The following is a 13,514-nucleotide window of genomic DNA, read 5'->3' on the forward strand; positions in this document are numbered from 1 at the left end:
CCTGTTCCGTGTACACGGAAGCATATTCTACCGCTGGGTGAATATCCGATAGCCAACTTGAAGTTTACGATCCAATTTACGTCTTGCAACCGAGCTATGGACTCGGCATGATTGCTTCGCGCCCGGGGTTGTCCTGCCTCCGGTCGCGTCTCCGCGAAGCCCGGCCGCGCCTGATTCCTCGGCGTCGCGGTCGGGCTTTTTCGTAAGGGATTCGCCCATGCGCGAAGTGACGACGACCGGACTGGCGATGGCTGGACTTGCCGCCATGGGCGCGGCGGGCGGTCGGCGGTGCTCACTCAACGCCGTCGCCTATGGCTCCCGGGCGCGCCGTCGCGCTTTCGAGCGCGAGGCAGATCGGCTTAAGGCCAGGCTGGAGGCCGAGCTTGGCGGGCCAGTGACGGGCTGGCCCGAGAGCGAGGAAGAGTGCGAGGCGGTCGCGGCTGAACTGCCGCCGTTCCGCGAGTTCCTCGACAACATGCGCGCGCTGGCGACGAAGTGGTTTGGGTGAGTCGCTCCCTAAACGACCCAAATCACGAAGGAATCGGCAACTCTCGCGAAGGCGCCAGAATCAACTTTTGTCAAGAGCAGGATCGACACTGACCCCAGAATCACCATATGCTAGCGCTGCGAGGCGAGAACATACAGGAAACATGAAATACACCCCTCAGCATATTGTGAATTATTTCCTGACGCGCGCTGAGCGTGAAGGACGCCCACTGACTCCGCTCAAGCTCATCAAGCTCGTCTACATCGCGTACGGGTGGGTCTTGGCCCTAACCGGAAAGCGGCTCTTTGACGAGCCCATTCAAGCGTGGCAGCACGGCCCTGTAATCCCGTCCGTGTATCATGAGTTTAAGCACTACGGTAAGCGACCTATCGAAGACAAGGCGACGTGTTTTGATCTCGACACCTTCGATTTTACGGTGCCCGAGATTGAGGCTTCCGATAAGGAAACAAAGGCCATTCTTGATAAAGTTTGGTCCGCTTACAAAATGTTCTCAGGCTGGTCTCTTCGTCAGAAGACCCACGAGCCGGGAACGCCGTGGAGCCAAACCTATGAAGAGGGTGTTTCCGATAAGGAGATACCCGATACACTGATTGCGCCTCATTTTAAGAAGCGGATTCGGGAAATACTTGACGCAGCCGACAGACAAGCCACCTTCTGAAGGTGATCCCGCTCTACTTGAGCGGCTGAAGGGAACTAGCAACGAGGCTGTCGGAGAGGCGGCTCGCGCAGTCACGCCTTATACAGAAGACGACGAAGCTCACGAGCGTCGAAAGACAAAATCTGAGTCCAAAAAGAACCTCGCCAAAATCAAGGCTTGGTTTTTCTGGTTTCTGTTTTGGACAACTTGTATTGTTATCTCGGTATGCGCCCTCGGCTATCTCTATCTTATTTGGACTTGGCTTGGCACTCTTCTGTACGGCACGACCGTGCATGATGCGGCGGCCCTAAAAAGCTTTATAGACGGCGTTCTCTGGACGCTCCTCGTTATCTTTGCCACCCTATTTTTTGAAGGTGTATTCAAGGAAAAAGATTAAGGCCAGCGCCCCGAGCTTTTAAAAAAGTTTTCGGGCCAAAGCGCCTGAGGTAAGTAGCGACGGATCAGATCTCCGGCTTGCTGATAGCCCCGTGCTTCAACTTCTCTCAAAAAAACCGGCCACGGGGGAATGTTGCTTTTATAAACGTACGATGACGACGTGGACATTCCTCCACCCTGAGACGTCGAGAGCCCTCCGTATTGGGAAGTAGACAAACCGCCGTACTGAGAAGTCGAGAGGCCTCCATATTGAGATGTGGACAGGCCGCCATATTGCGAAGTCGAGAGTCCGCCGTACTGAGATGTGCTCATCCCTCCGTATTGTGACGTGCTCATGCCGCCGTATTGGGAGGTGGAAGCGCCGCCATACTGAGAGGTGGACATGCCTCCGTACTGCGACGTAGAAAGACCGCCATACTGAGAGGTACTTAAGTTTCGAGGCCACGTTCTCATATTTGGAATTTCTGGTCTGGCCATAATCAATCCTTTCGACAGTCGCTACGAGGCGCGTCCGTGCATGACTGCTTCCGTGTACACGGAAAGCGAGAAAAGCCCGCTGGCGGCTACCTGTCCAGCCAAGCGCTACGAATTACCGTGGGCCGCTTCGGGGGCGCTGCGGCCGTCGAGACCTCTTCCTCGCGCCGGTCAAGCGACACGTTGACCAAGCTCCGGGCGGCGAAGGCATAGACGAGGCAATCCAGCGCCTCCGCCTTCGCCGTCAAAATCCCAACCTTCCGCCGGTCCGCAAAGGTTCCTCTCATTTGATGAGCAGGGCAGCCATCGGTTACCCGCCGCTTGTTAAGGGCATCGCGGCGTTCAACCCGACGTCCTGACCGCGCCGGAGTTTATTGGCTCCGCCTATCTGCCGCGACCCAGTCGCCCGTTTGAGCGACTGCGATAGCAGTCGCTTCAAGTTCGGCGGGCGGACTGATTCGTTCGAAACCCGACGACGAGCTTGCCGTTGTGGCGCGCGGAACGCGATAGCACAGCACCTAACTGCTCCATCAAAATGTAAGGGTGAGCAGGTTGGCTAGGGACGATTTTTCAAGGCCGGTTGTCGACCGACTGGCGAGACGAGTGGGCATGAAATGCTCTAATCCCGACTGCAGACAGCCGACGTCAGGCCCAGATGGTGACGGGGGCGTGACGAACACGGGTGTGGCTGCTCATATCTCAGCGGCTTCGCCCGGTGGAGCGCGCTACAACGAGGACCTGACGCCTGAGCAGCGAAGCGATATCACGAACGGGATTTGGCTGTGCCAAACCCACGCGAAGCTGATCGACGACGATGAAATTAGCTTTCCATCATCACTGCTTGAGGAGTGGAAAGAACTAGCGGAGCATATGGCCGCTTTGGAGGCTCGCGGTTTTTCAGTCCAGCGGGCAGCTCCCTTCAAAGAGCTCGAGGAAAAGTGCCCTAAACTCCTCGCAGAAATGCGTGAAGACCTGAAAAAATCGCCCCTAGTGCGGGAATTTATTATCCTTTCAAGACATGTCATTTACGGCGGAAATACGAAGCCGTTCTTTCATTATTTTTTTTGAAGACCCTGAATATCTACATTCTTTGATGACTATATTGATAAATTATGGAGCAATAAAAGACATTGCTTTCAATCAGGTGCCGCGCTTCGAATTCAACGAGGAATTTGTTAATTTCCTGCTCGGCAAGTGATCATAAAGCTGCCACCGGACGGCTGACGCTAAGTCGTTAAGCCTGCGGCTCAGCTAGAGCGGCAAATCGCCAAACTCCCAGCTTTCATACGATTGAAGGGCGCCTCCGCCGCTCCTCACGCCCCAGGTTCATGGGGCTATGGCTTCGCGCCGCGGCGATGTCTCGCGGGAGACGCGAGGTTCATGAGCGAGGAGCTCCGCTCTCCAGCGCTCGCGCAATGCGCAGGAGCAGCGCAAAGAAGATGAGAAGCGAGCCGTAATAGACGAGTATCTGAACGAGGCTGCCCAGGCCGCTCTGCGGATCTGCGGGCGCCGCGATCGTGACGTCCACCCCGCGCTCGGCGAGCCATGTCGCGACGCCGGGATCGGCGGGAAGGGTCGTGACGACAGGATTGCCTTGGGCGTCTCGCCCGATGAGCTGGTTGTCATAGATGGTCGCCGACTTCAGTTCGCCGCTCATGGCGCGAAGGGCCGTATAGGTGATCTGCCGCCCCTTCGGCGGCTCTGGCGATTGGAACAGCGTCGCCATCACGGCGAGTCCGGCAAGCGCCAGCCCGAGGAACACGATACTTTTCGGAGTGAACATGCGCGCGCCCATACCGTTCTGCCCGTCGTTCAACCACCCATACGATCAGGCGGCGCGGCCGCTGGAGTGAGCGAGCCAAGCCCAATAGAGCATGAAGGCGCCTATGCCCCAGGTCACGGCGACGCCGCCAATCGTCAGCCTGCCGATCCACCATAGGCCGACGCCCGCGCAAGCGAGCGTGAGGCCAGACGCCAGCATGAACAGCGTCGGCGCAGGTTCGCCAAGGGGCACGCTGGCTTCGCCGCCCCATTGGACGCCCTCATGAGCCCAAGCCTGAGCGGTCATCGCGTCGGGATCAACGCTTGCGCCTGCCGACGTCGTGTGGTCCCACCCGGACGTTCCGATGATCTTGCCGGAGCGAGCCGCAAGCGCCAGAGCCACCGTGACCGAGGCGAGGATCCAGGCGGCCCCGCCCATCACCGCGGCGAAGTCCTGCGGGCCATCATTGAACAGGAGCAGATAGCCCGCCACGCCGCCGAAGATCAGGGCGACGGTGAGGAACACGGCGGCGACGAACATCGCGACGCGCCGCCCCTCAGCTTCGGATGGCGGAAGGTCGGACATGTGCGACGTCATACGCCATGGCCCGGCGAGCCGCCAGTTCAGCCTCACCCCGACCACATAGCGGCGCGTTTCCGAAGACGACGCCGCAGGCCGCCAGCCGGCGGGCCCGCAGCCTCTCCCGCTAGGACCGGAACCTTGATTTTCGCGCGGGCGAGCCAACTGTTTGGGGACGCCGCGCGCGAGCGCCTGGGCCACCGCTGAACTCCGGACGCAACAATGGATCCCTACGACACGCTCGGCGTCTCCCGCGCCGCCAGTCAGGACGAGATCCGCAAGGCGTTCCGCACGCTTGCGAAAAAGCATCATCCGGACCTCAACCCCGGCGACAGAAAGGCGGAGGAGGCGTTCAAGGCGGCTTCCGCGGCGAACGAAATCCTGTCCGACCCCGAGAAGCGCGCCCGCTTCGACCGCGGCGAGATCGACGCCGCCGGCCAGGAGCGGCCGCCTGCGGGCGGCTACCGCGCCCATGCCGAGAGCGAGGCCGGACGACGCTACAGCCGCCGTGGGGCGGAGGGGCCGGGCTGGAGCGAGGACGACTTCGACTTCGACGACATCTTCGGCCAGGCGTTCCGCGAGCAGCGCCGCGCCCGCGCCGAGGCGAGGATGCGCGGGCCGGACGAGCGTTACGCGCTCTCGGTCGCGTTCCTCGACGCGGTCAACGGCGCGACGCGGCGGCTGACGCTGCCGGATGGCGGCGTGCTCGACGTTCGGATCCCCGCCGGCGTGGAGGACGGCCAGACGCTGCGCCTCAGGGGCAAGGGCGGGGAGGGCTGGAACGGCGGCCCCGCCGGCGACGCGCTGATCGAGATTTCGGTCGAACCTCACCCGATCTTCACGCGCGACGGATCCGACATCCGCATGACCCTCGACGTGGGCCTCGAAGAGGCGGTTCTCGGCGGCCATGTCGAGGCCGCGACGCCCGGCGGGACCGTGCGGCTGCGCGTGCCGGCCGGTTCCGACAGCGGCTCCGAGCTCAGGCTTCGCGGGCGCGGCGTCGCGGCGCGCGGATCCGCCTCCGCCGGCGACCTCTACGTCACGCTGCGGGTGAAGATCGGCAAGCCCGACGCCGCGCTCGAGAGCTTCCTGCGGAGCTGGGAGCCGGGCGCGGGCGCCGGGGCGGATGCGAGGTCAGGCTCATGATCAGGATCGAGACGCTTGTCGCCCGCTTTCCCGCGCTCGAACGGGCCGACGTGGAGCGCTGGGTCGCGATGGAATGGGTGCGCGCCGAACGCGACGCGGACGTCTACCTGTTCCGAGAGATCGACGTCGCCCGCGTCGAGCTCATCCTGCAGCTGCGCGATGACATGGACGTCAACGAGGACGCGCTGCCGGTGGTGCTGTCGCTGATCGACCAGCTCTACGCCGCGCGGCGACGGATGCGGGAGCTCGACGAGGCCCTGGCGACGGCCCCGGAGTCCGTCCGGCGCGAGATCGCGGACCGTCTCGCCGGGCGGAGCGGAGCCGCGACCCTATAAGGCCGACGGCGCCCATCCCGCGCGCGCCCGCGCCGGAAGCCGCGCCTCGATCGTCAGCGCCGCTGTTCCCGAAGCGCGGCTGAGAGGACCGGCCGGCTACCCCTGCGCGCCGGCCAGCGGGTTCGGCGTCGCGGCGGAGACGCGCTTCAGCGTGTTGGCGTCGTGATGGTCGAAGGGCTGGTCACGGCCTTTGACCGTAAGCTGGCTCGCGGCGAGATAGCTCCAGCTGCCGTCGTCGTGGAACGTGATGTCGAGCCGGTAGCTGTCGGTGCGGAAAGCCTGCTCCAGAAAGTCGTTCGAGCAGATGCCGTAGTCGGTCTGGCCGCGTTTCGCCGAGACCGAGATCGTCATGTCGTCGGGCCCAGCGCGGCCGGAGGCGAGCAGCGCCTGCCCGCGCGGGATCGTCACGCTCTGCAGGATCAGCCCGGTCGCCGGCTCCCACAGCCAGTAGCCGACCTGATCGTGGAACGTGATCTTCTCGTCCGGCGTGTTGATGTGGATGTGGTAGCGCAGGCCATAGAAAAGCTGCGGCCCGTTGGTCTGGGCGTCGATCGGGTCCATCCGGACATGCTCGATGAAGACCTTGCGCTCCGGGCCGCCCGCCTTCGGGTTGACGTCGACGCCCTTGTCCGCCCGCCAGACGCCCGCGAGCCGCCTCAGCGGGCCGAGATGGCCAAGCGTGTCGGGCGAAACGTCGGGCTCGGAAAAGATGTCCTCGGGAATGCGCAGCATCGCGTCGTCTCCGATCACGCGGGTCATCGCCGCTGGCCTGCGCCCGCAAGCGAGACGATCGTCTCCTTGGCGCGCCCTATCACTGCGCGGACGCTCCCGGATCAGGCGTCCGCCGAAATGCAAAGCCCGTCCGTCATTCGCGGTCGGCGGCGTCCCCCGACGTTCCGCGCCTCCAATAGGATGCCACGAGGTGTCTTTCCTTGGGAACCTTGAGCTCTTTTCGGACAACGCCGCGGATGGACTTGAACGTCTCGAACTCGCAGGCGGCCCAATAGAACGCTGCGTCGGCTTCGCCGAGGGGAACGCGCTTGAGAACTTCTTCGCGCAGGCTCGGCGCGCCCTCGTCGCGAAAGAGCCAGACCAGTTCGACGCCGTCCGGTTTGCGGATCGGCTGGCGTTCGGAGGCTCCCGCCACCTCCAGGATCGCGACGCCCCGCGTGTTTCGTGGCGAGCTCTCGAGGATGCGTGAGATCGCAGGGAGGGCTGTCTCGTCGCCGGCGAGCAAGATGCGCTCGGCGGTCGGGACGCCGCCGCCGCCGGGGCCCATAAGTCCGATGACGTCGCCGGGCGTCGTCGCGACCGCCCAGCGCGCGCCGGGGCCTGGATCGTCGTGAAGCACGAAGTCGATGTCGATCGTCCCTGCGGCGCGGTCGAAGCGTCGGATCGTATAGGTCCGGCGCAGCGGCGCGTCGTCGCCCTGCGGCCAGCGTATCAGCCCGTCGGGTCCGACCGTCGGCGCTTGAATCGGAGCGCCAGGCCTTGAAGGCATGAGCAGCTTGAGATGCAGCGCCTCGTCGGTCATGAAGCGCTCGATACCCTCGCCGGTCAGGGTGACGCGGCGCATGTGCGGCGTGACGTCCTCGGCCGAGACCACCGAGGCGACGCGGTAGTTGGGCGGGGTCGTCATGTCGCCCCCGTCGCCCGACCACCGGATCTGCAGGGCTTCGTCGCCCGAAAATTCGACGACATGCGAGGCGATGCCAAACCGCAACAGATAGAGCGACTCCATGTCGGCCGTCTCGGCCCGCACATGCAGTCCGCCGCCGCGCGGATCGAGCCGCGCCCGGCCCTGCGGCCATGTCAGGGTCCAGGCCGCCCCGTCGCGGCCGACGGTTGCGCCGTGCTCGACGAGGTGCTCGCAAACCGCCGAAACCACGAACTCGGGATCGTCGAGCGGGATTTCGGTTTCCGAGACGAGCTTGCTCACGGCGGCTCCATGGGAGTAGGCGGACCGTCCGCCGAGGAGGGCGACGCCGCACGCGTCGCGCCGCTCGCCCACCCCGGCGCCCCGCGTCTGACGGGCGAATTGTGCGGACGGACCTTACGCCCGCCCGTTTCGCCAAGTCACGCGCCAGAGCCACGCCGAAAACTCTCGGACGAGGGCCGGCGTGGGGGCGCGGAACCTCCCCCCGCCGACGAGGGCGTGGAGCGCGCCCCCAACGCGCCGTGCTCTGCTCCCGTCCATGCCGCGGCGCCAGTTGGAGACGATCAGGCGCTCGTTGTTCGGCCGTCCCCACAGCCTGCGCCCCGGCTCAAGCGCCTGTCGGGGCTGATTTCGAATTAGGCGTCCGACGCTCATTTCAGCGCCGACGCGACGCAGTTCTTGGACCGGGCAATCAAAAATAGGACCGAATGGTCTGAATTGCTGACGGCTGCCGATAAGCGGCGGTATTTGGCATGCGCTATGCAAAGGGAGCCCCGAACCAATCAGAGGGCCCCGCCATGACGCTGCTTCATGTCCCCGTGATCGACCTCACTCCCTATCGGGAGGGCTCCATGGAAGGAAAGGCGAGGGTTGCGGCCGAAGTCGGCCAGGCCTGCCGGGACATCGGCTTTCTGGTTGTTTCGGGCCACGGCGTTCCCGAAGAACTCATCAAACAGACCTACGACGTCTCGAAAGAGTTCTTCGCGCTGGCGCATGGCGAGAAGGTCAAGGCCGACCGTCCTGCTCCCGACCAGGTCCGCGGCTACAGCGCGGTCGGCGGCGAGGGCCTGTCCTACAGCCTCGACGAGCCGACGCCGCCGGACATCAAGGAGTCGCTCTCGATCGGCCCGGTCGACGTTCCCGCGGGGGACCCGTACTTCACGAGCGCCGAGGCCGGCCCCCATTTCGCGCCGAACGTCTGGCCGGAGAAGCCCGCCGAGCTGAAGCCGGTCTGGGAGCAGTATTTCCGCGAGGTCGACCGGCTCGCCACCGACATGATGCGCATCTTCGCGCTCGCGCTCGACCTCGACGAAAACTACTTCGACGGCACGATCGACAAGAACATCTCGATGATGCGGGTGCTGCGCTATCCGCGCCAGACCGAGCGGCCGCTGGCCAACCAGCTGCGCGCCGGGGCCCATTCCGACTACGGCTCGATGACCATCCTGCGCAAGGAGCTGTCCGACGGCAGCCTGCAGGTGAAGAATCTCGCGGGCGAGTGGGTCAGCGTTCCGGTCGTCGAGGGCTCGTTCATCATCAACATCGGCGACCTGATGCAGCAGTGGACCAACGACCTCTGGCGCTCGACGGTCCATCGCGTCGTCAACCCGGACCTCGACTCTCCGGAAAACGTCGACCGCATGTCGATCGTGTTCTTCCACCAGCCGAATTTCGACGCCGTGGTCGAGTGCCTGCCGAGCTGTCAGAGCCCCGAAAACCCGCCGAAATACGGTCCGATCTCTTCCGGCGACCATCTGCGCAGCAAGTTCGTCAAGCAGACGACGTTCGGCCAGGGCGACAAGGCGGCCTGAGCGAGGCGCGCCACGATGCTGTCCTACGTCAACATCTTCGCACAGGACGTGGAGAAGCTTTCGGGCTTCTACCGCGACGTCTTCGGCTTCGAGGAGATCGAGGAGATCCGCTCCCCGATCTTCGTCGGGCTGCGCACGGGTCAGAGCAACCTCGGCTTCAACGCCCCGGACGCCTACGACCTGCTTCAGCTGTCGGAGTTCAAGGACCCGACGGGGGTCAACTTCCTGCTCAACTTCGACGTCGAAAGCGTCGGGGACGTCGACCGCATGACGCCGCTCGCCGTCGGGCTCGGCGCCCGGCTGATCAAGCCGCCCTACAAGACCTACTACAACTGGTACCAGTCGGTGCTACTGGACCCGGAAGAAAACGTCTTCCGCATCAACAAGATGCTCTGATCACAACGCAACGGCCGGCGCGGCCGGCGACGGGGGTTGGCATGTCTAGAATCCGCATTTGCGCGCTCGTGGCGCTCGCCATCGGGGCCGCGACGCCCACGGTCGCGCAGGACGTCTTCAAGGTCGAGGGAGCGCCAAAGGTCGCCGTCGTGCTGTTCGGGCCGAAGAACGACGGCGGCTGGAGCCAGGCCTTCGAGGAGGCGCGGCCGAGCCTCGAGAAGGTGATGGGCGCGACCATCCCGGTGGTCGACAAGGTGCCGGAGGACGCGGCCTCCATCACGCCGCCGGTCGAGCGCTTCATCCAGCGCGGCCACAACGTGATTATCGGGACGGCCTTCGGTTATTCCGACACCTTCAAGAAACTGTCGGAAAAGCATCCCAAGGTCGCGTTCCTCAACGCCTCCGGCATCACCAACGGGCCGAACCTCGAATCCTTCTACGGCCGGACCTACCAGAGCCAGTATCTCTGCGGCATGGTGGCGGGCGCGGTCTCGAAGACAGGCAAGCTCGGCTTCGTGGCGGCGAACCCGCTGCCGGTCGTCAACTGGACGATCAACGCCTACGAGCTCGGCGCGAAGAAGATGAACCCGAACGCCACCGTGACGGTGGTGTTCACCGGAGCCTGGAACAATCCGGTGAGGGAGCGCGCCGCCGCGGCCGCCCTGATCGACCAAGGCGCCGACGTCATCGGCCAGCACGTCGACACGCCCACGCCTCAGATCGTCGCTCAGGAGCGCGGCGTCTTTGGCACCGGCCATCACCGCGACCTCTCGGAGTTCGCGCCCAAGGCGACCCAGTGCTCTTCGATCTGGACCTGGGCGAAGTTCCTGGGGCCGGAGCTCGAAGCCATCAAGGCCGGAAACTGGAAGCCGCAGCCCTATGGCGCCTTCCCCGGCATCAAGGAGGGCGGAACGGACGTCGCCTGCTGCGGCTCGGCGGTCTCGGCCGAGGCCAAGGAGAAGATCATGGCGGCCCGCCAGGCGATCATCGACGGCGATCCGATCTTCGTCGGCCCGCTGAAGGATCGCGACGGCAAGGAGCGCCTCGCGGCCGGCGCCAAGATCGACGACGCGGGTCTCTGGAAGATGGACTGGTTCGTCGAAGGGGTCGTGGCGCAACAATGACGTCTCGCCGCTCGACCACGGGACCGTCGCGATGACGGTCCCGTCCCTGGCCCTCAAGGGCGTCGACAAGTCCTTCGACGGATTTCCCGCGCTGAAGGACGCCTCGTTCTCGGTCGCTTCGGGCGAGGTGCACGCGCTGCTCGGCGAGAACGGCGCGGGCAAGTCGACGCTGATGAACGTCGCATGCGGGCTTTACGCCCCGGACGCCGGGGAAGTGCTGATCGACGGCGCGCCCGCGAACCTCTCCGGCCCTCGGCAGGCGGCGGAGCTCGGCGTTGGCATGGTGCACCAGCATTTCAAGCTGGTGCGGCCGTTCTCGATCGTCGACAACGTCGTCCTCCAGGCGCGCGGCGCGGGGCGCGGCTTCCGCTACCGCGCTTCCGTCGAGGCGGCGGCGGAAGCGATCCGGGCGCAAGGCGCGGCGCTCGGCTTCGCGATCGACCCGCACGCCCGCGTCGACGCTCTTTCGGTCGCCGAGCAGCAACGGGTCGAGATCGTCCGCGCGCTGGTCGCGGGCGCCCGCATCCTGATCCTCGACGAGCCGACCGCGGTGCTCGCGGCGCCGGACGCCGAGCGGCTGCTCGAGACGCTCCGCGAACTCGCCGCGCGCGGGACCGCGATCGTGCTCATCACCCACAAGCTCGCCGACGTCAGGCGCTTCGCTGACCGGGTGACGGTGATGCGCGGCGGCCGAACCGTCGCGACCGTCGACCCGGCGAAGACGGAGACCGCGGAGCTCACCCGCCTCACGGTCGGCGACGCGCCGCTCTCGGCGGTCGGCCGCGCGTCGGCTTCAGGACGGCGGCGCTTCGAGACGATCGACCTCACATGCCTACGGCGCGACGGGGCGCCCGCGGTCGACGGCGTGACCTTTCATGTGCGCGCGGGCGAGATCTATGGGCTCGCGGGCGTCAGCGGCAACGGCCAGAGCGAACTCGCCGAAGTGCTGATGGGCCTGCGCCGGGTCGATCGCGGCGCGATCCAGTTCGAGGACGCCGGGCAGCCGGTCGAGGCCGCGTCTCCCTCGTGCCTCAGAGGCTACGGCGCGGCCTTCATCCCGGCCGACCGCTACTCCTACGCGCTCGCCGGCGGCCTTTCGGTCGCGGACAACTATGCGATCGGGCGCGTGCGCCGTGGCGACTACGGACCGATCGGATGGACCCGGCGCGGGACGATACGCTCCGACGCCGCGGCTGCGGTCGAAGCCTTTGACGTTCAGGGCGTGCGGAGCCTTGACCAGAAGGCGGCGCTGCTTTCCGGCGGCAACGCCCAGAAGCTTGTGATCGCCCGGGAGTTCAGCGGCGACCCCAAGATCGTCGTGGCCCAGAGCCCGAGCCGCGGCCTCGACGCGCGGGCCTCGGCCGCTGTCCACGGCCGGCTCGCCGAGGCCCGCGACCGGGGCGCCGCGGTGCTGCTCGTCAGCGAAGACCTCGACGAGGTGACCGCGCTCGCAGACCGCATCGGCGTCATGTCGGGCGGCAGGCTGGTCGCGGAGTTCGAGGCGCCGTTCGACCGGCAGGCCATCGGCCGCGCCATGGTCGACCACTCGGCGCCGGCGCATGACGAGGCGGCGGCGACATGAGCGATCGGGCCATCGAACCTGTCGCCGCCGCCCCTGCCGCCGAACGCAAATTCCGCCTCGGACGCCTCAACGTCGAGGTGCGGCGCGAGGCGGGCGCGGCATGGCGGGCCTTCCTGACCGCGGCGTCGGTCGCGCTCGGCCTCGGTCTGTCGGCGGCGATTCTGGTCGCCGCGGGCGTGCCCGCCCAAAACCTGGTCGACGAGCTACTGGTCCAGACGCTTTTCGACGGCCAGAACCTCCACGCCGTCCTGTTCCAGGCGGCGCCGCTGATGCTCCTTGGCCTCGCCGCCCTGATGGCCTTCCGGGTGCGGTTCTGGAATCTCGGCCTCGAGGGCCAGATGATCTTCGGCGGGATCGGCGCGACCGCGGTCTCGCTCGCCGGGCTCGGACCCGAAAGCCTCCGCCTGCCGATGATGGGACTCGCCGCCGTCCTGTTCGGGATCGCCTGGACGAGCCTGCCGCTGTTCCTGAAGCTCAAGGTCGGGGTGAACGAGATCATCTCGACCCTGCTCTTGAACTACGTGGCCATGAACCTGCTTTTCCACCTGCTTTACGGCGCGTGGAAGGACCCGAAGGACGGCTTTCCGCATTCGCCCGCCTACGCGCCTTTCGAGACGCTGCCGACGGTCGCCTTCGACCTCAGCGCCGCGCTCGTCGTGGCGCTCGCCGCCGTCGCGGTCTGCGGCTATCTCGTCGCCCGCAGCCGGGCCGCGATCTACATGCGCTTCGTCGAGGCGAGCCCGAGCGCCGCGCGGGCGCTCGGCGTTCCGGTCGCCGGCGTGACGATCTTCGCCGTGCTGCTTTCCGGCGTGCTGGCGTCGCTCGCCGGCTTCGTCATCGTCGCCGGGCAGGAAGGACGGCTGACCCAGTCGTTCTTCCACGGATACGGCGTATCCGGCGTGCTGATCGCCTTCCTCGCCCGCAGCAATCCGCTGGCGGCCGCGATCGTCGCGATCCTGATGGCGACGCTCTACGTCGCCGGCCAGAACCTGCAGGTGTTCTACTCGATCCCCGGCGCGATGGTGCAGCTCATCCAGGCGCTGGTGGTGATCTGCGTCGCGGCCTCCGACTTCCTCGTCCGCCATCGCCTGCGCTGGATCCGGTGAA

Annotated in this window: 15 protein-coding genes; 11 read left to right on the forward strand and 4 right to left on the reverse strand. The window is 65.6% G+C overall.

Going from position 1 to position 13,514, the window contains the following annotated elements:
- Positions 1–217: 217 nt before the first annotated feature.
- From ACFSCV_RS10150 to ACFSCV_RS10165, 4 genes are all read left to right on the forward strand, one after another.
- Complete coding sequence (locus tag ACFSCV_RS10150; RefSeq protein WP_378799474.1) at positions 218–508, forward strand: hypothetical protein; 291 nt, start codon at positions 218–220, stop codon at positions 506–508.
- A 142-nt stretch (positions 509–650) separates the two neighbouring features.
- A complete protein-coding gene (locus ACFSCV_RS10155) occupies positions 651–1,166 on the forward strand; it encodes a Panacea domain-containing protein (RefSeq protein WP_378799475.1) in 516 nt (171 codons plus the stop codon).
- The gene (locus ACFSCV_RS10160) at positions 1,135–1,542 is read left to right on the forward strand and encodes a hypothetical protein (protein WP_378799476.1); all 408 of its coding nucleotides are present in this window, start codon (positions 1,135–1,137) and stop codon (positions 1,540–1,542) included. The genes ACFSCV_RS10155 and ACFSCV_RS10160 overlap by 32 nt, the downstream gene beginning before the upstream one ends.
- Before the next feature lie 1,157 nt (positions 1,543–2,699).
- Complete coding sequence (locus tag ACFSCV_RS10165) at positions 2,700–3,083, forward strand: hypothetical protein (protein ID WP_378799477.1); 384 nt, start codon at positions 2,700–2,702, stop codon at positions 3,081–3,083.
- A gap of 310 nt (positions 3,084–3,393) precedes the next feature.
- Here ACFSCV_RS10165 and ACFSCV_RS10170 read toward each other — a convergent pair whose 3' ends face one another.
- Positions 3,394–3,831: a hypothetical protein gene (locus tag ACFSCV_RS10170; RefSeq protein ID WP_378799478.1), complete on the reverse strand. Its 438-nt coding sequence runs from the start codon at positions 3,829–3,831 to the stop codon at positions 3,394–3,396.
- A gap of 12 nt (positions 3,832–3,843) precedes the next feature.
- Positions 3,844–4,557, reverse strand: coding sequence for a hypothetical protein (locus ACFSCV_RS10175; RefSeq protein ID WP_378799479.1), 714 nt, complete (start codon positions 4,555–4,557; stop codon positions 3,844–3,846).
- Between the two features lie 21 nt (positions 4,558–4,578).
- Between ACFSCV_RS10175 and ACFSCV_RS10180 the strand changes: the two genes are divergently transcribed.
- Together ACFSCV_RS10180 and ACFSCV_RS10185 are read left to right on the forward strand one after the other, a co-directional pair.
- Entirely contained in the window at positions 4,579–5,502 is a 924-nt protein-coding gene (locus ACFSCV_RS10180) for a DnaJ C-terminal domain-containing protein (protein WP_378799480.1), read from the forward strand.
- Positions 5,499–5,837, forward strand: coding sequence for a chaperone modulator CbpM (locus ACFSCV_RS10185; RefSeq protein ID WP_378799481.1), 339 nt, complete (start codon positions 5,499–5,501; stop codon positions 5,835–5,837). The genes ACFSCV_RS10180 and ACFSCV_RS10185 overlap by 4 nt, the downstream gene beginning before the upstream one ends.
- A gap of 96 nt (positions 5,838–5,933) precedes the next feature.
- Here the strand turns inward: ACFSCV_RS10185 and ACFSCV_RS10190 are convergent, their stop codons facing one another.
- Together ACFSCV_RS10190 and ACFSCV_RS10195 are read right to left on the reverse strand one after the other, a co-directional pair.
- Complete coding sequence (locus ACFSCV_RS10190; RefSeq protein ID WP_378799541.1) at positions 5,934–6,569, reverse strand: FABP family protein; 636 nt, start codon at positions 6,567–6,569, stop codon at positions 5,934–5,936.
- Between the two features lie 133 nt (positions 6,570–6,702).
- Positions 6,703–7,776, reverse strand: coding sequence for a DUF2218 domain-containing protein (locus tag ACFSCV_RS10195; RefSeq protein WP_378799482.1), 1,074 nt, complete (start codon positions 7,774–7,776; stop codon positions 6,703–6,705).
- Between the two features lie 515 nt (positions 7,777–8,291).
- Between ACFSCV_RS10195 and ACFSCV_RS10200 the strand changes: the two genes are divergently transcribed.
- From ACFSCV_RS10200 to ACFSCV_RS10220, 5 genes are read left to right on the forward strand one after another with little or no spacing between them, the layout of a single operon-like run.
- A complete protein-coding gene (locus ACFSCV_RS10200; RefSeq protein WP_378799483.1) occupies positions 8,292–9,305 on the forward strand; it encodes an isopenicillin N synthase family dioxygenase in 1,014 nt (337 codons plus the stop codon).
- A gap of 15 nt (positions 9,306–9,320) precedes the next feature.
- Positions 9,321–9,701 carry a VOC family protein gene (locus ACFSCV_RS10205; RefSeq protein ID WP_378799484.1) on the forward strand — a complete coding sequence of 127 codons (381 nt, stop codon included), beginning with the start codon at positions 9,321–9,323 and terminating at the stop codon, positions 9,699–9,701.
- Positions 9,702–9,742: 41 nt separating this feature from the next.
- Entirely contained in the window at positions 9,743–10,825 is a 1,083-nt protein-coding gene (locus tag ACFSCV_RS10210) for a BMP family ABC transporter substrate-binding protein (RefSeq protein ID WP_378799485.1), read from the forward strand.
- A 31-nt stretch (positions 10,826–10,856) separates the two neighbouring features.
- On the forward strand, positions 10,857–12,407 hold the full coding sequence (locus ACFSCV_RS10215; RefSeq protein WP_378799486.1) for an ABC transporter ATP-binding protein: 1,551 nt from the start codon (positions 10,857–10,859) through the stop codon (positions 12,405–12,407).
- Positions 12,404–13,513, forward strand: coding sequence for an ABC transporter permease (locus ACFSCV_RS10220; protein WP_378799487.1), 1,110 nt, complete (start codon positions 12,404–12,406; stop codon positions 13,511–13,513). Before ACFSCV_RS10215 ends, ACFSCV_RS10220 begins: the two co-directional genes overlap by 4 nt.
- The last annotated feature ends 1 nt before the right edge of the window (position 13,514 follow it).

This window comes from Methylopila henanensis, from assembly GCF_042681025.1.
Taxonomy (GTDB): Bacteria; Pseudomonadota; Alphaproteobacteria; order Rhizobiales; family Methylopilaceae; genus Methylopila; species Methylopila henanensis.

What these genes read in the sequence shown, in the direction of transcription:
- ACFSCV_RS10150 (WP_378799474.1), top strand. Translation starts at nt 218, where the DNA reads ATGCGCGAAGTGACGACGACCGGACTGGCGATGGCTGGACTTGCCGCC.
- ACFSCV_RS10155 (WP_378799475.1), top strand. Translation starts at nt 651, where the DNA reads ATGAAATACACCCCTCAGCATATTGTGAATTATTTCCTGACGCGCGCT.
- ACFSCV_RS10180 (WP_378799480.1), top strand. Translation starts at nt 4,579, where the DNA reads ATGGATCCCTACGACACGCTCGGCGTCTCCCGCGCCGCCAGTCAGGAC.
- ACFSCV_RS10185 (WP_378799481.1), top strand. Translation starts at nt 5,499, where the DNA reads ATGATCAGGATCGAGACGCTTGTCGCCCGCTTTCCCGCGCTCGAACGG.
- ACFSCV_RS10190 (WP_378799541.1), bottom strand. Translation starts at nt 6,569, where the DNA reads ATGCTGCGCATTCCCGAGGACATCTTTTCCGAGCCCGACGTTTCGCCC.
- ACFSCV_RS10200 (WP_378799483.1), top strand. Translation starts at nt 8,292, where the DNA reads ATGACGCTGCTTCATGTCCCCGTGATCGACCTCACTCCCTATCGGGAG.
- ACFSCV_RS10205 (WP_378799484.1), top strand. Translation starts at nt 9,321, where the DNA reads ATGCTGTCCTACGTCAACATCTTCGCACAGGACGTGGAGAAGCTTTCG.
- ACFSCV_RS10210 (WP_378799485.1), top strand. Translation starts at nt 9,743, where the DNA reads ATGTCTAGAATCCGCATTTGCGCGCTCGTGGCGCTCGCCATCGGGGCC.
- ACFSCV_RS10215 (WP_378799486.1), top strand. Translation starts at nt 10,857, where the DNA reads ATGACGGTCCCGTCCCTGGCCCTCAAGGGCGTCGACAAGTCCTTCGAC.
- ACFSCV_RS10220 (WP_378799487.1), top strand. Translation starts at nt 12,404, where the DNA reads ATGAGCGATCGGGCCATCGAACCTGTCGCCGCCGCCCCTGCCGCCGAA.